The following is a 21449-nucleotide window of genomic DNA, read 5'->3' as shown; positions in this document are numbered from 1 at the left end:
ACTCACGATTTTCGGATACATCTCACCTATCCCATCAACGGCGGCGGGCATTCCATTCGCGACACCCCTGACATTTTTGTCGGAAAAACGCTCATGCCCACCGCGGCCGTGGCCGATACAAAAAGGCGGACCCTCCCCTCTGTGCCCGGAGTTCTCATGAAATTCAAGTCGATTCAGTTTTCTGTCGCGGCACTGGCTGGCGCTATTGTTCTGAGTGTGGTCGCTGTGCTGGTGCTTTACGCCTTGTTTGCCGGCGCGCGAACCCAGGCGATGGTGCAGGAGCGCACCCAGGCTCAGTTCGAGCAGATTGTCGAGCAACGCCTCACCGCCCTGGCGCACACCCAGGCCACGTTGATCCAGCGTGAGCTGGAAGCCCCGCTGGTGACCGCCAAGAGCCTGGCCACCGCCAACGCCCTGCTCGGCATGAAAGACGCCAAGGGCGAACCTGCCCTGCAGGTGGGCCGCGAACAATTGATCAACCTGCTGCATGAAACCGTGGTGCGCAACCCGAAGATCCTCGGTGCCTACATTGGCTGGGAGCCCAATGCCATTGATCACAACGACACGGCCTACGTGAACAGCTCCATTCTTGGCATGGGTGCCGACGGACGTTTCCTACCGTGGTGGTACCGCAACGCGGATGGCAGCCTGGGCCTGGATAAACTCGCCGACGTGGCCGACCAGAAAATCCTCTCCACCGGGGTGCGTGCCAGCGAGTACTACCTGTGCTCCAGGGAAAGCAAAAAAGCCTGTGTCATCGACCCGGCCCCTTACAAGGTGGGCAATGCGATGGTGATGCTGGCTTCTTTTATCGAGCCGATCCTGATCGACGGCACCTTCCAGGGCATCGTCGGTGCCGATCTCTCGGTCAATTTCATCCAGGACATGCTCACCAGCGCCGATCAGAAACTCTACGACGGTGCCGGTGAACTGGCGCTGATCTCCAGTAACGGACGCCTTGTGGCCTATACCAAGGACGCCAGCAAGCTCGGTGAAAAAGCCAGCGACTTGCTCGACGGCAACGAACTGGCCAACCTCGGCCAACTCAAAACCGGTGAAGTGCGCTACGACATCGACCGGGAACACGGGCATATCGAGCTGTTCCTGCCCTTCAGCATCGGCCAGACCGACGCGCGCTGGACCCTGATGATGCAGTTGCCCCTGGGCGCAGTGATGGCCGACTCGCAGAAATTGCAAAGTGACCTGGAAGCCCAGCGCAAGACCGATATCTTCGGCATGACCATTGCCGGCCTATTGATCGCCGGTGCCGGCTTGCTGGTGATCTGGCTGGTAGGCCACGGCATCGCCCGTCCGCTCAAGCAAATGGTGGCCATGCTCAATGACATCGCCCAGGGCGAAGGCGACCTGACGCGGCGCCTGACCAGCGATCGCGCCGATGAACTGGGCGCGATCGCCAACGGCTTCAACACCTTCCTGATCAAGCTGCAAGGCATGATCACCCAGGTGGTGAGTTCAGTGCAGAAGGTCAGTGACTCGTCGGAGCACACGGCTGATATTGCGATTCGCACCAACCAGGGCGTGCATAAACAAATGGTGGAAATCGACCAAGTGGCCACCGCCGTGCATGAGATGACCGCCACTGCGCAAGACGTTGCGCGCAACGCTACCCAGGCCGCGCAAGCCGCCAGCCATGCCGATCAGGCCGCGAGCCAGGGCATGCGGATTGTGCGCGACACATCCACCTCGATTGGCGCGTTGGCCGCAGAAATTGGCAAGGCCGTGGGCGTGGTGCAAACCCTCGCCAAGGACAGCGAGAACATCAACGCCATCCTTACGGCAATTCGCGGTATCGCCGAGCAGACCAACCTACTGGCGCTCAATGCTGCAATCGAGGCGGCGCGTGCCGGCGAGCAAGGCCGGGGTTTCGCCGTCGTCGCTGACGAAGTGCGCAACCTGGCGCAGAAGACTCAAAAAGCCACTGAAGAAATCCAGACCATGATCCAGCAGTTGCAACAAGGCACGCGGGACGTGGTACGGGTGATGGAGGACAGCCAAAGCCGCACCGATGAAAGCGTGCAACACGCGGCGAAGGCGGCCGAAGCGCTGGAAACCATCACCCAGGCGGTGTCGGTGATCAACGACATGAACACCCAGATCGCCAGTGCGGCCGAAGAGCAGAGCGCGGTAGCCGAGGACATCAATCGTAACGTGATCAACATCGGCCAGGTGGCCAATGAAGTGGCGGGAGGCGCGGATGAATCCAGCGCGGCCAGTGCGGATTTGACCAAGCTGGCGGAGCAGCAGCGGCGCTTGATCAATCAGTTCAAAGTTTAAGCTTTCGGGGATCTTGAGGACCCCATCGCAGGCAAGCCAATACACACCTTACGGGATCACGCCGGGGTCAAGCACTCCGGCCCATTGAGCTTCGGATCATTGACCATGTTGGCCAGCACCCGCTCGCGCAACGCGGTGGGTTCACTTGCCAATAGCCCTTGCAACACGTGCAACGGTGTTTCGGGATTGAGCCAGGCCGCCTGCCCCGCCGCATCCAGGATCAGCGGCCGACGCTGGCTCTGCGCAGCCTGGGTCACCACCGCCGTGCTCAGCCACACCTGTTCCTGCACCGGATACGCTTCCCAGATCGCGGCAAAAAACAAGGTGGAACCCTCTCCTGGCGTCAGCCAGTACGGACGTTTGCGCTGGGTGCCGCGCCATTCGTAGAACCCATTGGCCGGCAGCAGGCAACGGCGCAGGCGGAACGCTTCGCGAAACATCGGTTGTTCGGCCAGGGTTTCGGCGCGGGCATGGGCCGGCGTGCGCGAAAGGTCGGTCAGCCAGGGCGGTGTCAGGCCCCAGCGGGCCCGCGCCAGGGTGAGCTGGCCGTCGGTGGTGCGCTGGATCAGCACCGAATCGTTCGGGGAGATGTTCCACTGGGCCTGCTGGTCGGCCGGGAAACCCGGCAAGGCAGCAAAAGCGGGGTTCCAGCGAAACAGGGCATAACGTCCACACATGGGGCAACATGACTCTTGGGTAAACCGACCGACAGCCTAACAGACCAGAACGCCTGGGAAGCTGTCAGGTTCATCACCCGGCAGGGGTTGCGCGCCGATGTAGGCGGTGATCAGTTCACGCGCGTCCACGGCCCGGTCGTTGTCCACCTCCAGGCCCAGCAAGCCGAAGATGGGCAGTTCGCCGGTGCCGCCGAGCAAATGCCGGCCCACCAGGTGGGCCTCGATACCTTCGCTGGCGAGCATCTGTTGCAGCAACTCGCCTTCCATCAGGTTTTCCGGTTCGTAGATTCGCTGCATGGGCGTACCTGTTATTCGTTTTCGCTACGGGTTTCGAGCATCCACTCGTCGCCATGCACCTGTAGATTGAAACTGATTGGCCGGCAACACACCTGACAGTCTTCTATATACGTCTGATCGCCGCCGGACAAATCCACCGTTGTCTCGACCTCTTCACCACAATAAGGACAATCGTACGTCGCAGTTTCCAGCATCGCAGCCTCCAAGGTGACTTGTGCGTATAATCGCCGGTCTATTTACAGGGTTATATTTCGGCTGAGCCCATTACTCAGGCCGCACCCTGGTATTTCCTTTACTTACCCTAGCCGTTTCTAACAAGAGAGCATGATGGGCGAATTCGATACCATCCGACCTTACAACGACAGCGAAGTCCCGGCAGTGCTGGCACGCCTGTTCAGTGACAAGGCCTTTCTGGACATCCTGACCCACTTCCGCTTCCCGCGCTTTGCCGGCGCCCTGGGCTGGCTGCTCAAGCCGATGATCGCCCGCAAACTGCGCCGTGAATTCGCCGGCGTCACCACCGTTGCGACCTTGCAGGACAAAGTCGAGTACTACGTCGACCACACCATTGACCGCGCGACCGACGGCGTGACCTACACCGGCGTCGAGCAGCTCAAGTCCGGCACCGCCTACCTGTTCCTCGCCAACCACCGCGATATCGTGATGGACCCGGCCTTCGTCAACTACGCCGTGTACCACGCCGGCCTGCCGACGCCGCGCATCGCCATCGGCGACAACCTGCTGCAAAAGCCGTTTGTCAGTGACCTGATGCGCCTGAACAAGAGCTTTATCGTGCACCGCTCGATCACCGGGCGAAAGGAAAAGATGGCGGCCTTCAACCTGCTGTCAGCCTACATCAACCATTCGATCCGCAACGACTGCCAATCGATCTGGATTGCCCAGGCCGAAGGGCGCGCCAAGGATGGGGATGATCGCACCGAATCGGCGATCCTCAAGATGTTCCACGTCAGCCGCAAGGATGAGCCGTTTGCCGAGGTCATCCAGTCGTTGAACCTGACGCCGGTGTCGATCAGCTACGAGTACGACCCGTGCGATACCGCCAAGGCTCGCGAGCTGTACATCCGCGCCACCACCGGCACCTACAGCAAGGCGCCGGGCGAGGATGACGTGAGCATCGCCCTTGGCATCACGGGCTACAAGGGGCGGGTGCACATCAACTTTGCGCCGCCGATCACCGAGCGTTTCGAAGATACCAAACTGTTGGCGGTGGAAATGGACCGGCAGATTCTCGGCGGTTACCGACTGTTCCCGGTGCATTACCTGGCATATGCCCAATGGAGCGACGCCGACCCGCAATTGCAGGTGCCGACGGCGGCCGAGGTATTCCCGGCCGACGAACTGGCCAAGGCGAAGGCAGAATGGGAGCGGCGCTTGAACGAGTGCCCGGCCGAGCACCGACCGTTCCTGGTGGTGCAATACGCTACGCCGGTGCGGAATCAGTATCGGGTCAAGGCCGGCATACCGCTCTGACGCTATGAGCGCTGGCTTGTGTGGGAGCTGGCTTGCCTGCGATGCAGACACCTCGGTGGATCAGTCACACCTCGGTGATGCTATCGCAGGCAAGCCAGCTCCCACATTTGTTTTATGGCGTTTTTAGAGGTGGGTACTGAACCAGGAAATAGTCAACGCCAACCCCAGGCAGGCAAACCCAATACGGTAAGCCACCCGGTGCGCGCGCTCGGTGCGCACATCCAGAAACAACATCGGTTGATCGATCGCACGGTCTTCGCCTTGCGCGGCCAGGTCGGCCATCGCGCGTTGTTCGCGCAGGCGCGTAATGAACAGCAGCGCTGCACCCGGGCACGCTACCGCTAACGCTACAACATTGATCAGTAGTGCGGACAGCGCCATTGCAAACCTCAGTGGAACAGTGTCTTGGTATCAGCTCAGCTACCAACCTGAACGATAGTGGCGTCCGGCACCGAAACGGCTCCCTTCCCCATTGACGGTTAATGTATCCAGTAATTTAGAGCGTCACCTGAACGTCACCTTAACAGTCCACTCTGTTGCCCTTTGACGCCTCAGGAGCTTGTCATGTTGCACGCGCAAAACCAGGATCGGCTGTATCTGGTCGCCCAAAGCGATGAGCAGGAAGCGCTGATCGGCGGCCTGGCTTTCAACGTCCAGGATCGCCACTGGCTGGTGTATTGCGCCCTTGGCGGGCACCAGCATGCGGACCTTCCGGAGACCGATCTGTTAACGGGGGTGAGCCTGCTGGACTTCTGTATCGACACCGCCGCGTGAAACAGGAGGCGAAAAAAAACCGGACTCAACCGAGCCCGGTTTTTTAACAATCGTTTATTGCGCGCTGAGCAACGAACCGATGCTTGGGTCTTTGAACAGTCGGGTCAAGGCGTCACTCAGGACGTCGCTGACCAACTTGGTATTGGTTTCCTGGTTCGGCGACATGCCGAAACGCTGGTTCAGGGAGGCGCCGTAGCGACCGCTGTAGCGACGGGTACCCGCGGTGACGTCGGACTTGAACGTCGCGCCGATGGAAGCTTCGGTCACGTACAGGCCGTCCTTAGGCGATTGATACTTCAATTCAGCCAGGGTGATCGTCAATTGCGGAGCGCCCGGTGCATTGGCGCTTGGGGTGAAACCCAGCAAGCGCACGGCGGCTTCAGCCTGGGCCTGCAGCTTGGGCAGCACGTCTTGAGCGTTCACCGAGATCAGAGCGGTTTCCGGGTACAGGCCGCCGCGCGAGCCGAGCGTAGGCGATGGACGACCATCCACCACCCGCACCGACACCGCCTGGCCGTGGCCCACCGGGGCCAACTGCGTGGTGAGTTTCGGTTCCGGGGTCAGTTGTTGCGGGCTGTTGGCGCAGCCCACCAGGGTCAAGCTGGTCACAGTGATCAAACCGAACAACAGGCGTTGCAACATGCGCTTCTCTCCAGAAATCATGATCCGACAGGCCGGCAGTATAGCGGGGCGCCACTGCGGGGAACTAGCATCAGTTACAACCTGTGACCCCACGTGTGGAGCGCGGTTCGCTGTCACCGAGATGTCACACCCGTTACATGGGCTCGTCATCCAGCGCAGGCATGCTTGGCCTCAATCTCAGGAGGTCAATCGTCATGCAGTTTCTTTGGTCATTGTTTACGCGCAAGCCGGCCCTTCGTCAGTTCGCCCTGCTCGATGCACAAGGTCGTTGCCAGGCATTCAAAGAATGCTGCCAGCCGCCCGTAGGCGACGGTTGGGTAGAAATCGATGAGATTCGCCTGAGCTGGATGCACCACCCACTGCCCGCTCGCGCCCGCGTCAGCCCACGTCCAGCGCGGTCGTCACGGCATCAGCCGTTGGCTGCCTGACCGAACGCCTAATAAAAGTCATAAAACACGCCCATTTCCCCAGCGTTCTTCGCTACAATCTCCCCCCGATTATAAGGACGTCTCCTGATCGGGCCTCGCAGCATCGTTAATGCCTCGGTATTAACCCCAAGAATCGCCCACAGAGAGCCGCCCACACAGATCGAGTGAAGCTGGCGCGCTTGCTGTTTTCTTTGCAAACCACCCGTCTTTGCCGAATCTGCCAGAGCTGCCATTGCGCTCGGCCACTTGAGTTGTTTGCCCGTTTTGCCGCATGTCGGCAAGGTTTTCCGGGCCAGGTGCCAGGCTGGGGCAGCCCTTTTTTGAGGTTCACGTCTTCAAAAGAGCGTGAAAAAACGGGTTTTCACAACTTCACAAGAGTGTGGCGAGCAAATGAATAGTTTGGCGTTTGTACAAGCACCATCAGCGTCTGGAACAGCCCAACCACACAGGACCGAGTACTCCTTGAAAATCGGAGCTTGAGCCTGTCCGCTACGGATTGATTGCACAGATCACACGTTTTGACCATAAGTCGAATTGCCACAGGCGCCCATGAATGCGTTCATAGGCAGATTAGCCCGGCAGGAAGCGTGTGCTGAAGTTGCAAAGAATTGCGAAACGGACATGGCGATCCTGGCCATGGGTAACCTGGGGCAACACGTGAACCGCCCCGTCACTCCTGGCAGCCATGCCGTCAATTTGGTGCTGCAGATTTTGGAGACGCGTTAAATGGCGCATAACGAAGCAGTCGACGTAGTATTGGTAGGGGCCGGCATCATGAGCGCCACCCTGGCCGTACTGCTCAAAGAGCTCGACCCCGGCCTCAAGCTGGAAGTCGTTGAGCTGATGGATTCGGGTGCCGCGGAGAGTTCCAACCCGTGGAACAACGCCGGTACCGGCCACGCCGGGCTGTGTGAGCTGAACTACACACCGCAGGCTGCCGATGGCTCCATCGACATCAAGAAAGCCGTGCACATCAACACCCAGTTCGAGGTGTCGAAACAGTTCTGGGCGTACCTGACCAAAAAGGGCACCTTTGGCTCGTCCAAATCTTTTATCAGTCCGGTGCCGCACCTGAGCTTCGTACAGGGCGAAAAAGGCGTGTCCTTCCTCAAGAAGCGCTTTGAAACCCTCAGCCAGCACCACGCGTTTTCGGACATGCACTACACCGAAGACCGTAGCGAGATGGCCGAGTGGATGCCGCTGATGATGCCGGGCCGCCCGCTCGACGAAAAAATCGCGGCGACCCGTGTCATGAACGGCACCGACGTCAACTTCGGCGCGCTGACCAACCAACTGCTCAGCCACCTGACCAGCTCGGCAGACGCCCAGGTCAAGTACAGCAAGCGTGTGACCGGCCTCAAGCGCAACGGCGCGGGCTGGACCGTCAGCATCAAGGACGTCAACAGCGGCAACAGCCGTGAAGTGGACGCCAAGTTCGTGTTCCTCGGCGCCGGTGGCGCGGCGCTGCCGCTGCTGCAAGCCTCGGGTATCGAAGAAAGCAAAGGTTTTGGCGGTTTCCCGGTCAGCGGCCAATGGCTGCGTTGCGACAACCCGGAAGTGGTCAAGCACCACGAGGCCAAGGTCTACAGCCAGGCCGCCGTGGGTTCGCCGCCGATGTCCGTGCCGCACTTGGACACTCGCGTAGTGGAAGGCAAAAAATCCCTGCTGTTTGGGCCCTATGCCGGCTTCACCACCAAGTTCCTCAAGCACGGCTCGTTCCTTGACCTGCCACTGTCGGTTCGCGCCGGCAACATTGGCCCGATGCTCGCCGTGGCCCGCGACAACATGGACCTGACCAAGTACCTGGTCAGCGAAGTGATGCAGTCCATGGAGCAGCGCCTGGAGTCCCTGCGCCGCTTCTACCCCGAAGCCAAAGCCGAAGACTGGCGCCTGGAAGTGGCCGGCCAACGGGTACAGATCATCAAGAAAGACCCGAAAAAAGGCGGCGTACTGCAATTCGGCACCGAACTGGTCGCGGCCAAAGACGGCTCGCTCGCGGCACTGCTGGGCGCATCTCCTGGCGCTTCGGTGACCGTTTCGATCATGCTCGACCTGATCGAACGCTGCTTCCCGGCCAAGGCTGCCGGAGAGTGGGCGGCCAAGCTGCACGAGATCTTCCCGGCTCGGGAAAAGGTCCTGGAAACGGATGCCGAGCTGTATCGCAAGATCAATGAGCAGAACAACATCAGCCTGGAACTGGTTGAGCCTGCTGCCGAGACCGAGAGCTACGCTTGAGGCCTTAAGGCAATAAAAAAACGCCCCGCTCTCGGCATGAGAACGGGGCGTTTTTTATTGCCTGGAGAATCAACCGCGAGCGTTGTTGATCAACTCGATGTACTCGTCTGCGTGACGCTGGTCCTTGATCAGGTCGACGAAGGTCTGGCCATGCTCATCCTTGCCGTCCAGGTCCAGGCCGGCTTCCTTGAAGAAACCCAGGAAGCGCTCAAAGTCGTCGATACGCAGGCCACGGTAGGCTTTGATCAGTTTGTGCAGGGACGGGGAAGTCGCGTCAACCGGTTCGAAGTCGAGGAACAACTTGATCTGATCGTCGCCAATCTCGTCACCAATCACCTGTTTCTTATCTTTACGCATTACCGACTCCAGCCTGCAGACATTTACACGGGGTTTGAAGTCTACCTGTGAGACACCACCTTCGAAAACAACCAAACACTCATGTGGGAGCTGGCTTGCCTGCGATAGCGGTGGGTCAACGGGCCCCTCTGTCACTGATACAACGCTATCGCAGGCAAGCCAGCTCCCACATTAATTGCATCCACATAGTGGAATCTGTGTCGCCTGACTACTTCGCGCGAACGGCACCGGTATGCAAATCCGCCCAGATATGCCCATTGGCATAACTCAGGAACTGCACATACACCGTGTCATTGCGCAGCAGGTCGACGATCACTCGGTACTGGGCCACCGGGTAGGACAAAGTCAGGGTCTTGCTCTTGTCGTCGTAGACCGGCTTTTTCAGGCTTTTGCTTTCCGCATCGAAGTTGAGCACCACTTGGCTGATGGTCGCGCCTTTGTTCAGGGACTTGCCCTTAAGGCGGATCATCAGCGGCGAGGTGACCGGGATCGGTTGCTGGCTGGACTGGCGCTGGTTACCCACCACCACCGCGTACTCGGTGACTTGCAACAATTGCTGCTGGTCCGGGGCTTCGGCGCGCAGGGCCAGATCGTCGGAGGGCAGGAATTGGCTGTGCAACGGCGCAGGCGCGGCGGCCAGGGGCAAACTGAGGGTCAACGCCAGGGCGGCGCAGGTACGTATCAACAGGTTCATGGGCCGCTCCGTGCGAGATAGCCCAGCACTGTAGCTCAATCGAACTGGGCAAGCATCCAACGTTGATACGCGGCCACACCAGCCTCGCCTTCACGCGGCGCCCAATCGGCCAGCTCACCCTCGCCTACCGGGCGATAAGGTCCGGCTTTGCACTCGAACATCACCGTGTCGGGCTCCAGCACCACCAAACCGTGAAACACACCGGGTGGCAGATCCACACCCGCGCATTCGCCCCCCGCCTGCATGACGCGCTTGGCCAGCACCTCGCCGGTTTCGCTGAACACCAGCAGACCCAGGCTGCCCTGAAGCACGAGCAAGGTTTCCGCCTTGTCCGCACTCAGGTGCCGATGCGGCGGCACATAGGTGCTGGACTGCAGGCCCACGGCCAGGCGATGGCAGGGCTCTTCCATCTGGTGGAAGTTGTGATGGTGCCGGCCACGGGGGCTGGCGCCCGCTTTCTCGGCCAATTCGGCAAACAGCGTCTGATCAAGAAAGCGGGTCATGGCTTACATCCCTTTGACGGCGTAGATCCCATTGGCGTTGCGCCAGTAGCCTTTGTAGTCCATGCCGTAACCGAAGATGTAGCGGTCGATGCACGGCAGGCCAACGAAATCGGCTTTCAGCTCTGGGCGGGCCTTGCGGTCGTGGTCTTTGTCGATCAGCACGGCAGTGTGCACTTTGCGCGCGCCAGCGTGCTTGCAGAAGTCAATGATCGCGCCGAGGGTGTGACCTTCGTCGAGGATGTCGTCGATGATCAGCACGTCGCGGTCGATGAACGAGACTTCCGGCTTGGCTTTCCAAAACAGGTCGCCGCCGCTGGTTTCGTTGCGATAGCGGGTGGCGTGCAGGTAGGACGCTTCGAGCGGGAATTGCAGGTGGGTGAGCAATTTGCCAGCGAAGATCAGACCACCGTTCATCACGCAGAAAACCACCGGGTTGGTGTCAGCCATTTCGCGGGTGATGTGCGCGCCGACCTTGGCGATTGCCTCTTCGACTTGCGCTTCGGTGTACAGGCAGTCAGCCTCGCGCATGATTTGACGGATATGCTCGAGATCAGCGGACATGGCGCTCTCCAAGGGGGTGCTGTGGCAAGAAAAGCGGGCGAAGGTACGCTTCTCGTGCGCTCCGGGCAAGCCTTAATGGACTAACGTACTAGATGTCTATAGGACAACACCCTCGGATAGATTAATCTAGGCCGGTTTTTTTGCCCGCCGCCGGAGCCATCCCCATGCCCACTCGCGAGATCCGCCATCCGCTGATCCGACACAAGCTCGGCCTTATGCGCCGCGCCGACATTAGCACGAAGAACTTCCGTGAGCTTGCTCAGGAAGTCGGAGCGTTGCTGACTTACGAAGCCACTAAAGATTTACCCCTGGAAACCTACGACATCGAAGGTTGGGCCGGTACCGTGCAGGTCGAGAAAATCGCCGGTAAGAAAATCACCGTCGTGCCGATCCTGCGCGCCGGTATCGGCATGCTCGAAGGCGTGCTCAGCCTGATCCCGGGCGCCAAGGTCAGCGCCGTGGGCGTGGCCCGCAATGAAGAAACCTTGCAGGCCCACACCTACCTGGAAAAACTCGTTCCGGAAATCAACGAGCGCCTGGCGATGATCATCGACCCGATGCTCGCCACCGGCAGTTCCATGGTCGCCACCATCGACTTGCTGAAAAAAGCCGGTTGCAAGGACATCCGCGCCATGGTGCTGGTGGCCGCGCCCGAAGGCATCGCCGCCGTCGAGAAAGCTCACCCGGACGTGCAGATCTACACCGCGTCCATCGATGAGCGCCTGAATGAACACGGCTACATCATCCCAGGTCTGGGCGATGCCGGTGACAAGATCTTCGGTACCAAGCAGAAGGACGGTTGAGCATGCAGGATGAATTCAACGACCCGCTTTGGCGCCAGATCCTGTCTGGCGCACAAATGCTCTTCGTGGCATTTGGCGCGCTGGTGTTGATGCCGCTGATCACAGGTCTTGATCCAAACGTTGCGCTGTTCACCGCGGGCCTGGGCACGTTGTTGTTCCAGGTGGTGACAGGGCGGCAGGTGCCGGTCTTTCTGGCGTCGAGCTTTGCCTTCATTACTCCGATCATTCTCGCCAAAAGCCAGTTCGGCCTCGCGGCGACCATGGGCGGGGTAATGGCGGCCGGTTTCGTCTATACCTTCCTCGGGCTCGCGGTGAAGATCAAGGGCACCGGTTTCATCGACCGGCTGCTGCCGCCCGTGGTGATCGGGCCGGTGATTATCTCCATCGGCCTGGCCATGGCACCGATTGCCGCCAACATGGCCATGGGTAAATCCGGCGATGGTGCCGAGCTGATTCATTACCAGACGGCAATGATGATCTCGATGCCGGCGCTGCTGACCACGTTGATTGTGGCGGTGTTCGGCAAGGGCATATTCCGCCTGGTGCCGATCATCTCCGGCGTATTGGTCGGTTTTGCCATGGCGTTCTATTTTGGTGTGGTCGACACAGCAAAGATCGCCGCCGCCCCCTGGTTCGCCCTGCCCCACTTCACCGCGCCTGAGTTCAACTGGCAGGCGATCCTGTTTATCGTCCCCGTGGCCCTGGCCCCGGCGATCGAGCATATCGGCGGTGTGATTGCAGTCGGCAGCGTGACCGGTCGTGACTACCTGAAAAAGCCGGGCCTGCACCGTACCCTGCTGGGTGACGGCATTGCCACCACGGCCGCCGGCCTGTTTGGCGGCCCGCCGAACACCACCTACGCTGAAGTGACCGGTGCGGTGATGCTGACCAAGAACTACAACCCGAAGATCATGACCTGGGCGGCGGTGTTTGCCATCAGCCTGGCGTTTATCGGTAAGTTCGGCGCATTGCTGCAGAGCATTCCGGTGCCAGTGATGGGCGGGATTCTGTGCCTGCTGTTCGGTTCGATCGCCGCCGTAGGGATGAACACGCTGATCCGCCACAAAATCGACCTGGGCGAAGCGCGCAACCTGGTGATTGTGTCGGTGACGTTGGTGTTCGGGATTGGCGGTGTGCTGGTCGGCACCGGCACCGGCCCGGATGACTTCGGCCTCAAGGGCATCGCCCTGTGTGCGGTGGTAGCGATTGGTTTGAACCTGCTGCTGCCGGGCAATGATGGCTGGAAAAACAAGAAGCCGGATGAGCCGTTGCTCTAACTGACACAACGCAAATCAGTGTGGGAGCTGGCTTGCCTGCGATAGCGGAGTAACAGGCGACATAGTTGTCGTTTGATACACCGCTATCGCAGGCAAGCCAGCTCCCACATTTGATTTTCAGTGAACGTTAAAGCTCACCAAGCCCATCAATCAGCGCCTGGTTCTGCTCCGGCGTACCGATGCTGATCCGCAGGAACTGGGCAATCCGCGCCTGCTTGAAGTGCCGCACGATCACACCCTGCTCACGCAACTTGGCCGCCAGGCCAGCAGCGTCATGTTGAGGGTGGCGAGCAAAGATAAAGTTGGCCGCCGACGGCAACACTTCAAAACCTTTTGCCTCCAACTGCGCAACCACCTTGTCGCGGCTGTCGATGACCAACTGGCACGTCTTCTCGAAGTACTCACGGTCCTCGAACGCTGCCGCCGCGCCGACAATCGCCAGGCGATCCAGCGGATAAGAGTTGAAGCTGTTCTTGACCCGCTCCAGCGCCTCGATCAGGTCCGGGTGGCCCACGGCCAGGCCCACGCGCAAACCGGCCAGTGAGCGCGATTTGGACAGCGTCTGGGTCACCAGCAGGTTCGGGTAGCGATCCACCAGGCTGATCGCGGTTTCGCCGCCGAAGTCGATATAGGCTTCATCCACTACTACCACCGAGTCCGGGTTGGCCTTGAGGATCTGCTCCACCGCATCCAGTGCCAGCACGCAACCGGTAGGCGCGTTCGGGTTGGGGAAGATGATCCCGCCGTTGGGCCTGGCGTAATCCGCCACGCGAATCTGGAACTGTTCGTCCAGCGGCACCGGGTCGGACTTGATGCCGTAGAGGCCGCAGTAAACCGGGTAGAAGCTGTAGCTGATATCCGGAAACAACAGCGGTAGCTCGTGCTGGAACAGGCCGTGGAAAATGTGTGCAAGGACTTCATCTGAACCGTTGCCGAGGAAGACCTTACTGGCGTCGATCGCGTAATACTTGGCCACGGCCTGCTTGAGCAGGTCGCTGTTGGGGTCCGGGTACAGGCGCAGGTTGTCGTTCAGCTCGGCCTGCATCGCGGCCAACGCCTTGGGCGACGGGCCGTAGGGGTTTTCATTGGTGTTGAGCTTGACCAGCTTGGTCAGCTTCGGTTGTTCGCCAGGCACGTAAGGCACGAGGTCTTTGACGAAGGGGCTCCAGAATTTGCTCATGTCTCAGTTCCCCTCTTCAAGGATGCGGTATTCAGCGCTACGGGCGTGGGCACTCAGGGATTCACCACGGGCCAGTACCGAGGCGGTCTTGCCCAACTCGGAAGCGCCCTGCGGCGAGCAGAAGATGATCGACGAACGCTTCTGGAAGTCGTACACGCCCAGTGGCGAGGAGAAACGCGCGGTGCCGGAGGTCGGCAGCACGTGGTTCGGGCCTGCGCAATAGTCACCCAGGGCTTCGCTGGTGTGGCGGCCCATGAAGATCGCACCAGCGTGGCGAATCGATGGCAACCAGGCTTGTGGGTCGGCCACGGACAACTCCAAGTGCTCCGGCGCGATACGGTTGGCCACTTCGATGGCCTGCTCCATGTCACGCACCAGGATCAGCGCGCCACGGCCATTGATCGATTTCTCGATGATCTCGGCACGCTCCATGGTCGGCAGCAACTTATTGATGCTGGCCGCCACTTGGTCGAGGAACTCGGCGTCCGGGCTGACCAGGATCGCCTGGGCGTCTTCATCGTGCTCGGCCTGGGAGAACAGGTCCATGGCGATCCAGTCCGGATCGGTCTGGCCGTCGCATACCACGAGGATTTCCGATGGGCCGGCAATCATGTCGATACCGACCTGGCCAAACACGTGACGCTTGGCGGTGGCGACGTAGATGTTGCCGGGACCGACCACTTTGTCGACCTTCGGCACGCTTTCGGTGCCATAGGCCAGGGCGGCAACGGCTTGCGCGCCACCGATGGTGAAAACGCGGTCGACGCCGGCAATGCAGGCGGCGGCCAACACCAGCTCGTTGATTTCACCGCGCGGCGTCGGCACGACCATGACCACTTCGGTCACGCCCGCCACTTTGGCCGGGATCGCGTTCATCAACACCGACGATGGGTACGACGCCTTACCGCCCGGCACGTACAGGCCGGCGCGGTCCAGTGGCGTAACCTTCTGGCCCAGCACGGTACCGTCCGCCTCGGTGTAGCTCCAGGAGTCCTGTTTCTGCTTTTCGTGGTAGCTGCGCACCCGCGTCGCCGCCACTTCCAGGGCTTCGCGCTGCGGCGCGGTGATACGCGTCAGCGCCAGCTCCAGGCGTTCGCGCGGCAGGATCAGGTCGGACATGGATTTGACGTCCAGGCCGTCGAACTGGCGGGTGAAGTCCACCAGCGCCGCGTCACCACGCTCGCGCACGGCCTTGATGATGTCGAGCACCCGCTGGTTGACCGAATCGTCGGACACGCTTTCCCAGCTCAGCAGATGATCCAGATGATGGGCGAAATCCGGGTCGGCAGCGCTGAGTCGGGCAATTGCAGTGGACGTGGTCATAGCGAGGGCCTCATAGGATTGGCAAAAAACTCAGGCGCCCTAAACTACCGTTCGCTCCGCTTGGGCACCTGAGAATTCTGGCTATGAGGCGGATAGACGGGCGCAGCCTTTCAGCTACGCGGGTGAGTCAACCGCGGTGTCGCGACTCCACTGCCTTGCGCAGGGTGTCGATCAACGCCTGGATACGGGCGTGCTGCATCTTCATCGATGCTTTGTTGACAACCAGGCGAGAGCTGATGTCGGCAATGAATTCCTGGGGCTCGAGGCCGTTGGCACGCAGGGTGTTGCCGGTGTCGACCACGTCGATGATTTTGTCGGCCAGGCCGATCAGCGGCGCCAGCTCCATCGAGCCGTAGAGCTTGATGATGTCGACCTGACGGCCTTGTTCGGCGTAGTAACGCTTGGCAACGTTGACGAACTTGGTGGCCACGCGCAGGCGGCCCTTGGGCTCGACGTCACCGACGCGGCCGGCGGTCATCAGCTTGCACAGGGCGATACGCAGGTCCAACGGCTCGTAAAGGCCCTGGCCACCGTATTCCATCAGCACGTCTTTACCGGCGACGCCGAGGTCGGCCGCGCCATGCTCAACGTAGGTCGGCACGTCGGTAGCCCGCACGATCAACAGGCGAACATCGTCCTGGGTCGTGGGAATGATCAGCTTGCGGCTCTTGTCCGGATTCTCGGTCGGCACGATGCCCGCTTCAGCCAGAAGCGGCAACGTGTCGTCAAGGATGCGGCCCTTGGACAGTGCGATGGTCAACATGGAAGCGTCAGTCCTTCATCTGGCTATTGCTGTCCGGTCGCAAACGGCGCCAGACACAGATCGAGGCCATGACAGCCTCGATTTGAAACGAATTCAGCATACCGCTCATTTAACGGCAAACCTCATTGTAGTGAGCGGGCTTGCCCCGCGCTGGACTGCGCAGCAGTCCCATTTTTTGGGGTCGCTACGCAACCCAGCGCGGGGCAAGCCCGCTCACTACAAACAGCCCGGGACTAGCCCGGTACGCGGCGGATTTTAGCGCCGAGCATCTGCAGTTTTTCTTCGATGCACTCGTAGCCACGGTCTATGTGGTAGATGCGGTCGATCAGAGTGTCGCCTTCAGCGATCAACGCCGAGATCACCAGGCTCGCCGAAGCACGCAGGTCGGTGGCCATAACTGGCGCGCCCTTGAGTTTCTCGGTACCGGTAACGATGGCAGTGTTGCCCTCAACCTGAATCTTCGCGCCCATGCGGTGCAGTTCGTACACGTGCATGAAGCGGTTTTCGAAGATGGTCTCGATCACGGCACCGGTGCCTTCAGCAATGGCGTTCAAGGAAATGAACTGCGCTTGCATGTCGGTCGGGAACGCCGGGTACGGAGCGGTACGTACGTTGACGGCCTTAGGACGCTTGCCGTGCATGTTCAGCTCGATCCAGTCTTCACCGGTGGTGATTTCTGCGCCAGCTTCGCGCAGTTTTTCCAGGACCGCTTCCAGGATGGTCGGATCGGTGTCCTTGACCTTGACGCGGCCACCAGTAACGGCAGCGGCAACCAGGTAGGTACCGGTTTCGATGCGGTCCGGCATGACCTTGTAGGTGGCCGTGTGCAGACGCTCAACACCGTCAATGGTGATGGTGTCGGTGCCAGCACCGGAAACCTTGGCGCCCATAGCGTTCAGGAAGTTCGCCAGGTCGACGACTTCAGGCTCACGGGCGGCGTTTTGCAGCACGCTGCGGCCTTTGGCCAGGGCAGCGGCCATCATGATGTTCTCGGTACCGGTCACACTGACGGTATCAAAGAAGAAGCTGGCGCCACGCAGGCCGCCTTCCGGCGCCTTGGCCTTGATGTAACCGCCTTCGACGTCAATGGTCGCGCCCATGGCTTCAAGGCCACGGATGTGCAGGTCGACCGGACGCGAACCAATGGCGCAACCACCAGGCAATGCCACTTCAGCTTCGCCGAAACGGGCAACCATCGGGCCGAGCACCAGGATCGACGCACGCATGGTTTTCACCAACTCGTACGGGGCGATCAGGGTCTTGATGGTGCGTGGGTCGATTTCGACGGACAGCTTCTCGTCGATCACCGGCTCGATGCCCATGCGACCGAACAGTTCGATCATGGTGGTGATGTCGTGCAGGTGCGGCAGGTTGGCCACGGTGACCGGGCCATCGCACAGCAGGGTCGCTGCCAGGATCGGCAAGGCAGAGTTTTTTGCACCGGAGATGCGGATCTCGCCATCAAGGCGGGCACCGCCGGTAATAATCAATTTATCCATAAGAATCTCGACGCCTTGGGGGCTCAGGTGCGCTCGGCCCAGGCCGCGCGGCTGAAAAATTTCATAGTGACCGCATGGATGCTGCCATCGGTGATCCACGGGTTCAAATGGGCATAGATCTGCTGCTGACGCTTGACCGGGCTAAGTGCCGCCAGTTCATCGCTAATCACATTCAGCTGGAAGTTGCAGCCTTCGCCTTCGACTTCAACACTCGTTTCGGGCAGCTTTCCTTCAAGGAAGCTTTTAACTTCTAGGGCCTGCATGATCAACCTCTATCGGCGCCCAGTGCGCGCGGGTCGCACATCATACAAAAAAGCCCCGCGCCTGCGAACCCCGCTTAGCAGGACTCTGACGGGGGGCTTCTCTAATAATGTGTATTAAGGATGCGCCAACAGCTCGGTCAGCTCGGAAACTTCGGCAATTTCGCGCATGTCTTCAGGCATCGCACGGATGCTGACCGGCTTATTCGCCGCTTGGGCGTCACGCATAAAGCACAGCAGCAGTGACAAACCAACGCTGCTGGACTTGGTCACACCCGAACAATCCAGCACCAGTGCAGGCGCAGCGCTGGTGTTGATCAGTGCCTGGCCCTGCTTGCGCAGGTCAGGCCCGGTGCGGTAATCCAGCACGCCGCTGATGAACAGCTCGCCGGCGTCGCCGAGACGAACAGCCGACTCGGTCATTGTGCGGGTTTCCCGGCAGCTTTATCGGTTTCTTCCTTGGCCTTGGCGACTTCACCGGCCCAACCATTGATGGTTTTGTCCAGGTCGTTGCCATTGCGTTGCATGGCATCAGCGAACTGATCACGGAATAGCTTGCCGATGTTGATGCCATTGATGATCACGTTACGCAGCTTCCACTCGCCGTTGACCTTCTCCAGCGTGTACTGCACAGGGTAGACAGCGCCATTGTTGCCCTTGACGCTCATGTTCACGCTGGTGCGATCACCTGATTCATCCCCGGCTGGAGCGACGGTAATCCCCTGGTTGTTGTACTCAAGCAGCGCGTTACCATAGAACTGGAACAGGCCTTTCTTGAAGTTTTCCTGAAAGGTCTGCATCTGCGCCGGGGTAGCCTTGCGCGAATACTTGACCGTCATGATGCTGCGGGAAATGCCTTCGGCATCTACAACAGGACCGACAATAGTATTGAGCGCGTTGTAGAACTGACTCGGATCTTGTTTGTACTTTTCTTTGTTGGCCGACAGGTCAGCCAACATCTTGTTGGTTGTGTCCTGCACCAATTCGTGGGCAGAACCTGCTGCGTTGGCCATCAACGGCAGCGCTGCAAGCAGTACCAGGAGGCCACGTCGCAAGGTAGAGATCATGTACAGATTCCTCATTTAGCGTCTTTATTGACCGTATTAAGCAGGAATTTACCGATCAGGTCTTCAAGCACCAGCGACGACTGTGTGTCGTGGATTGTCGAGCCATCCTTGAGCAGGGCCGTTTCCCCGCCCACGCTGACACCGATGTATTTCTCGCCCAGCAAACCCGCAGTGAGGATAGATGCAGTGGAGTCAGTTGGCAGATTATCTACCTTCTTATCCAGCTGCATGGTCACTCGCCCGGTGAAGCTGTCGCGGTCCAGATCGATTGCCGTGACCTTGCCGATGGTCACACCGGCCATGGTCACTTTAGCTCTGACAGTCAAACCGGCGATATTGTCGAAGTACGCGTAAAGTTTATAAGTATCGGCGGTGGGGCTGGCCGAAAGGCCACTGACTCGCAGGGCCAACAACAATAAAGCCAGGATGCCAGCCAGCAAGAAAAGGCCGACACCGATTTCCACAGTGCGGTTTTGCATCAGAAATCTCCAAACATCAAGGCGGTCAAAATGAAGTCAAGGCCCAGTACAGCCAGCGAGGCGTACACAACGGTCTTGGTGGTGGCGCGACTGATCCCTTCTGAAGTGGGCTCACAGTCGTAGCCTTGGAATACGGCGATCCAGGTCACTACAAAAGCGAAGACGATGCTCTTTATGATGCCGTTGAGCACGTCACCGCTGAAGGTGACGCTGTTTTGCATGTTGCCCCAGTAGGAGCCGTCATAGACGCCCAACCAGTCAACCGCGACCCACGAACCGCCCCAGATACCCACCACGCTGAAAATCATCGCCAGCAGAGGCAGTGAAATGAAGCCGGCCCACAGGCGCGGCGCAACGATGTACTTGAGCGGGTCCACACCGATCATTTCGAGACTGGACAATTGCTCGGTGGACTTCATGTTGCCGATTTCGGCGGTCAACGCAGAACCCGCGCGGCCCGCAAACAGCAAGGCAGTGACCACCGGCCCCAGTTCGCGCAAGAGCGTCAGCGCGACCATCTGCCCAACGGCCTGCTCCGAGCCGTAGCCGGAAAGGATATTGAACCCCTGCAACGCCAACACCATGCCGATGAAAATCCCGGAAACCACAATAATTACAAGGGACATCACGCCGACTGAATGCAGTTGCTTGATCAACAGGCCAAAACCGCCGCCAATGCCGCCACGGCCGAGCAAAGCGTGGAACAGGAAGATTGTCGAACGCCCCAGCACTTCGATCATATCGATGCCGGAGCGACCGAAAAGGCGCACCTTCTCGAGTAAAGATGTCTTGCGCATCAACGCTTCCCCAGAAGATCTGAGCGGTAATCCGTTGCCGGAAAGTGAAAAGGCACAGGGCCATCAGGGTCGCCGGTCATGAATTGGCGAATACGCGGATTGTCTGCATTCATCAGTTCTTCAGGCGTGCCCTGCCCCAACACCTGGCCATCGCCGACTACATAGAGGTAATCGGCAATGCTCGCGGTTTCTGCAAGATCATGGGAAACCACGATGCTGGTGATACCCAGCGCATCGTTGAGCAGGCGGATCAGACGCACCAGCACGCCCATGGCGATAGGGTCCTGGCCGACGAAAGGTTCGTCGTACATGAGGATCTGCGGGTCGAGGGCAATGGCGCGTGCCAGGGCGACCCGACGCTTCATGCCACCGGACAGTTCGTCGGGCATCAGGTCGGTGGCACCGCGAAGGCCTACGGCCTGCAGTTTCAGCAACACGATGTCACGAATCATTTCGTCGGACAGCTGGGTGTGCACCCGCAGCGGAAAAGCCACATTCTCGAAAACATCGAGGTCGGTGAACAATGCACCGCTCTGGAACAGCACACCCATGTGCTTGCGTGCGTCGAACAGATCGCTGCGCGACAATGTCGGCAGGTTCTGGCCGTTGACCCACACTTCGCCGGCACTGGGCCGCAATTGCATGCCCATCAGGCGCAACAGGGTGGTCTTGCCACAACCGGAAGGCCCCATGATGCCCGTGACCTTGCCGCGCGGAATGCGGATATCGACGTTATTCAAGATGCTGCGCGTCCCGCGCTTGAAGGTCAGTCCCTTCAGCTCGACCGCGTAGGCGTTATCGGCACTCATCTAAACTCCTTGGGATGCAGCCTCTCACTCAGACACCACGCTTGCGACAAACGTTTGCAATGCTTGTGCAATAGTTGAACACATGGGCTGGGCGGACCGAACTGGCGGCGAACTATATCACTGCTGGTACGAGGCGCCCAAGGCCGGAACAGCGCTTGTTCAGATTGAGCACAGGGAAAAAACGTTGCTTCAGATGAATCTCAGGCGCGTCGCGCACAAACCCTGACGAACTTGCGTG

General features: G+C 59.7%; 26 protein-coding genes and 1 pseudogene. 8 read left to right on the top strand and 19 right to left on the bottom strand.

Annotated features, from left to right (window positions below; genetic code table 11):
* Positions 1 to 93 precede the first annotated feature (93 nt).
* Positions 94 to 1437: pseudogene (locus HU722_RS29180) on the top strand (methyl-accepting chemotaxis protein); the annotation flags it as partial.
* A 15-nt stretch (positions 1438 to 1452) separates the two neighbouring features.
* Positions 1453 to 2295 (top strand): methyl-accepting chemotaxis protein, encoded by an 843-nt coding sequence (locus tag HU722_RS29175; RefSeq protein WP_405045950.1) that lies wholly within the window; start codon positions 1453 to 1455, stop codon positions 2293 to 2295.
* Between the two features lie 56 nt (positions 2296 to 2351).
* Here HU722_RS29175 and HU722_RS05785 read toward each other — a convergent pair whose 3' ends face one another.
* Genes HU722_RS05785 through HU722_RS05775 form a run of 3 tightly spaced genes read right to left on the bottom strand, consistent with a single transcriptional unit; the run spans position 2352 to position 3463 of the window.
* Positions 2352 to 2972, bottom strand: coding sequence for an SOS response-associated peptidase (locus HU722_RS05785; RefSeq protein ID WP_065875070.1), 621 nt, complete (start codon positions 2970 to 2972; stop codon positions 2352 to 2354).
* 36 nt (positions 2973 to 3008) lie between these two features.
* Positions 3009 to 3269, bottom strand: coding sequence for a putative signal transducing protein (locus HU722_RS05780; protein WP_065875071.1), 261 nt, complete (start codon positions 3267 to 3269; stop codon positions 3009 to 3011).
* Between the two features lie 11 nt (positions 3270 to 3280).
* The gene (locus HU722_RS05775; protein ID WP_065875072.1) at positions 3281 to 3463 is read right to left on the bottom strand and encodes a CPXCG motif-containing cysteine-rich protein; all 183 of its coding nucleotides are present in this window, start codon (positions 3461 to 3463) and stop codon (positions 3281 to 3283) included.
* Between the two features lie 133 nt (positions 3464 to 3596).
* On the opposite strand from HU722_RS05775, the gene HU722_RS05770 reads away from it, so the two are divergent.
* Positions 3597 to 4760 carry a 1-acyl-sn-glycerol-3-phosphate acyltransferase gene (locus HU722_RS05770; RefSeq protein WP_175402970.1) on the top strand — a complete coding sequence of 388 codons (1164 nt, stop codon included), beginning with the start codon at positions 3597 to 3599 and terminating at the stop codon, positions 4758 to 4760.
* Positions 4761 to 4883: 123 nt separating this feature from the next.
* Here HU722_RS05770 and HU722_RS05765 read toward each other — a convergent pair whose 3' ends face one another.
* The gene (locus HU722_RS05765; protein ID WP_065890510.1) at positions 4884 to 5141 is read right to left on the bottom strand and encodes a hypothetical protein; all 258 of its coding nucleotides are present in this window, start codon (positions 5139 to 5141) and stop codon (positions 4884 to 4886) included.
* Between the two features lie 183 nt (positions 5142 to 5324).
* Here HU722_RS05765 and HU722_RS05760 point away from each other — a divergent pair, with 183 nt between their 5' ends.
* Positions 5325 to 5534, top strand: coding sequence for a hypothetical protein (locus HU722_RS05760; protein WP_049709958.1), 210 nt, complete (start codon positions 5325 to 5327; stop codon positions 5532 to 5534).
* A gap of 54 nt (positions 5535 to 5588) precedes the next feature.
* Here the strand turns inward: HU722_RS05760 and HU722_RS05755 are convergent, their stop codons facing one another.
* Positions 5589 to 6176 (bottom strand): YajG family lipoprotein, encoded by a 588-nt coding sequence (locus tag HU722_RS05755; RefSeq protein WP_065875075.1) that lies wholly within the window; start codon positions 6174 to 6176, stop codon positions 5589 to 5591.
* A gap of 194 nt (positions 6177 to 6370) precedes the next feature.
* On the opposite strand from HU722_RS05755, the gene HU722_RS05750 reads away from it, so the two are divergent.
* Both HU722_RS05750 and mqo read left to right on the top strand, forming a co-directional pair.
* The gene (locus HU722_RS05750; RefSeq protein ID WP_065875076.1) at positions 6371 to 6604 is read left to right on the top strand and encodes a hypothetical protein; all 234 of its coding nucleotides are present in this window, start codon (positions 6371 to 6373) and stop codon (positions 6602 to 6604) included.
* A 726-nt stretch (positions 6605 to 7330) separates the two neighbouring features.
* On the top strand, positions 7331 to 8839 hold the full coding sequence (gene mqo / locus HU722_RS05745; protein WP_065890512.1) for a malate dehydrogenase (quinone): 1509 nt from the start codon (positions 7331 to 7333) through the stop codon (positions 8837 to 8839).
* 69 nt (positions 8840 to 8908) lie between these two features.
* Here the strand turns inward: mqo and HU722_RS05740 are convergent, their stop codons facing one another.
* From HU722_RS05740 to HU722_RS05725, 4 genes are all read right to left on the bottom strand, one after another.
* Positions 8909 to 9196, bottom strand: coding sequence for a PA4642 family protein (locus tag HU722_RS05740; protein WP_065875078.1), 288 nt, complete (start codon positions 9194 to 9196; stop codon positions 8909 to 8911).
* Between the two features lie 208 nt (positions 9197 to 9404).
* Positions 9405 to 9890, bottom strand: a complete 486-nt coding sequence (locus HU722_RS05735; RefSeq protein ID WP_065875079.1) for a hypothetical protein — start codon at positions 9888 to 9890, stop codon at positions 9405 to 9407.
* 35 nt (positions 9891 to 9925) lie between these two features.
* A complete protein-coding gene (locus HU722_RS05730) occupies positions 9926 to 10393 on the bottom strand; it encodes a WbuC family cupin fold metalloprotein (RefSeq protein ID WP_065879605.1) in 468 nt (155 codons plus the stop codon).
* A gap of 3 nt (positions 10394 to 10396) precedes the next feature.
* Complete coding sequence (locus HU722_RS05725) at positions 10397 to 10954, bottom strand: hypoxanthine-guanine phosphoribosyltransferase (RefSeq protein WP_012722254.1); 558 nt, start codon at positions 10952 to 10954, stop codon at positions 10397 to 10399.
* 164 nt (positions 10955 to 11118) lie between these two features.
* Here HU722_RS05725 and upp point away from each other — a divergent pair, with 164 nt between their 5' ends.
* Together upp and HU722_RS05715 are read left to right on the top strand one after the other, a co-directional pair.
* Complete coding sequence (upp, locus tag HU722_RS05720) at positions 11119 to 11757, top strand: uracil phosphoribosyltransferase (RefSeq protein ID WP_049709966.1); 639 nt, start codon at positions 11119 to 11121, stop codon at positions 11755 to 11757.
* A gap of 2 nt (positions 11758 to 11759) precedes the next feature.
* Entirely contained in the window at positions 11760 to 13034 is a 1275-nt protein-coding gene (locus HU722_RS05715; protein WP_065875081.1) for a uracil-xanthine permease family protein, read from the top strand.
* Positions 13035 to 13161: 127 nt separating this feature from the next.
* On the opposite strand, the gene hisC is transcribed toward HU722_RS05715, so the two are convergent.
* The 10 genes from hisC to HU722_RS05665 all read right to left on the bottom strand — a co-directional run bounded on the left by hisC (position 13162) and on the right by HU722_RS05665 (position 21211).
* Positions 13162 to 14214 carry a histidinol-phosphate transaminase gene (gene hisC / locus HU722_RS05710; protein ID WP_065890513.1) on the bottom strand — a complete coding sequence of 351 codons (1053 nt, stop codon included), beginning with the start codon at positions 14212 to 14214 and terminating at the stop codon, positions 13162 to 13164.
* A gap of 3 nt (positions 14215 to 14217) precedes the next feature.
* Positions 14218 to 15537 (bottom strand): histidinol dehydrogenase, encoded by a 1320-nt coding sequence (gene hisD, locus HU722_RS05705; protein WP_065879607.1) that lies wholly within the window; start codon positions 15535 to 15537, stop codon positions 14218 to 14220.
* Positions 15538 to 15664: 127 nt separating this feature from the next.
* Positions 15665 to 16300, bottom strand: coding sequence for an ATP phosphoribosyltransferase (gene hisG / locus HU722_RS05700; RefSeq protein ID WP_049709970.1), 636 nt, complete (start codon positions 16298 to 16300; stop codon positions 15665 to 15667).
* 233 nt (positions 16301 to 16533) lie between these two features.
* Complete coding sequence (gene murA, locus HU722_RS05695; protein ID WP_049709971.1) at positions 16534 to 17799, bottom strand: UDP-N-acetylglucosamine 1-carboxyvinyltransferase; 1266 nt, start codon at positions 17797 to 17799, stop codon at positions 16534 to 16536.
* Positions 17800 to 17822: 23 nt separating this feature from the next.
* The gene (locus HU722_RS05690; protein ID WP_049709972.1) at positions 17823 to 18062 is read right to left on the bottom strand and encodes a BolA family protein; all 240 of its coding nucleotides are present in this window, start codon (positions 18060 to 18062) and stop codon (positions 17823 to 17825) included.
* A 114-nt stretch (positions 18063 to 18176) separates the two neighbouring features.
* Positions 18177 to 18482: an STAS domain-containing protein gene (locus HU722_RS05685; RefSeq protein WP_065879608.1), complete on the bottom strand. Its 306-nt coding sequence runs from the start codon at positions 18480 to 18482 to the stop codon at positions 18177 to 18179.
* Positions 18479 to 19126, bottom strand: a complete 648-nt coding sequence (locus tag HU722_RS05680; RefSeq protein WP_065875085.1) for an MlaC/ttg2D family ABC transporter substrate-binding protein — start codon at positions 19124 to 19126, stop codon at positions 18479 to 18481. Before HU722_RS05680 ends, HU722_RS05685 begins: the two co-directional genes overlap by 4 nt.
* 11 nt (positions 19127 to 19137) lie before the next feature.
* A complete protein-coding gene (mlaD, locus tag HU722_RS05675) occupies positions 19138 to 19605 on the bottom strand; it encodes an outer membrane lipid asymmetry maintenance protein MlaD (protein ID WP_003171814.1) in 468 nt (155 codons plus the stop codon).
* Entirely contained in the window at positions 19605 to 20402 is a 798-nt protein-coding gene (gene mlaE / locus HU722_RS05670) for a lipid asymmetry maintenance ABC transporter permease subunit MlaE (protein WP_065875086.1), read from the bottom strand. Before mlaE ends, mlaD begins: the two co-directional genes overlap by 1 nt.
* Positions 20402 to 21211 carry an ATP-binding cassette domain-containing protein gene (locus HU722_RS05665; RefSeq protein ID WP_186752333.1) on the bottom strand — a complete coding sequence of 270 codons (810 nt, stop codon included), beginning with the start codon at positions 21209 to 21211 and terminating at the stop codon, positions 20402 to 20404. The genes mlaE and HU722_RS05665 overlap by 1 nt, the downstream gene beginning before the upstream one ends.
* Positions 21212 to 21449 lie beyond the last annotated feature (238 nt).

Origin of the sequence: Pseudomonas tritici, from assembly GCF_014268275.3 — a bacterium.
Taxonomy (GTDB): domain Bacteria; phylum Pseudomonadota; class Gammaproteobacteria; order Pseudomonadales; family Pseudomonadaceae; genus Aquipseudomonas; species Aquipseudomonas tritici.
The sequence above is the reverse complement of the archived record's forward strand: the minus strand, read 5'-3'. Positions and strand labels throughout refer to the sequence as shown.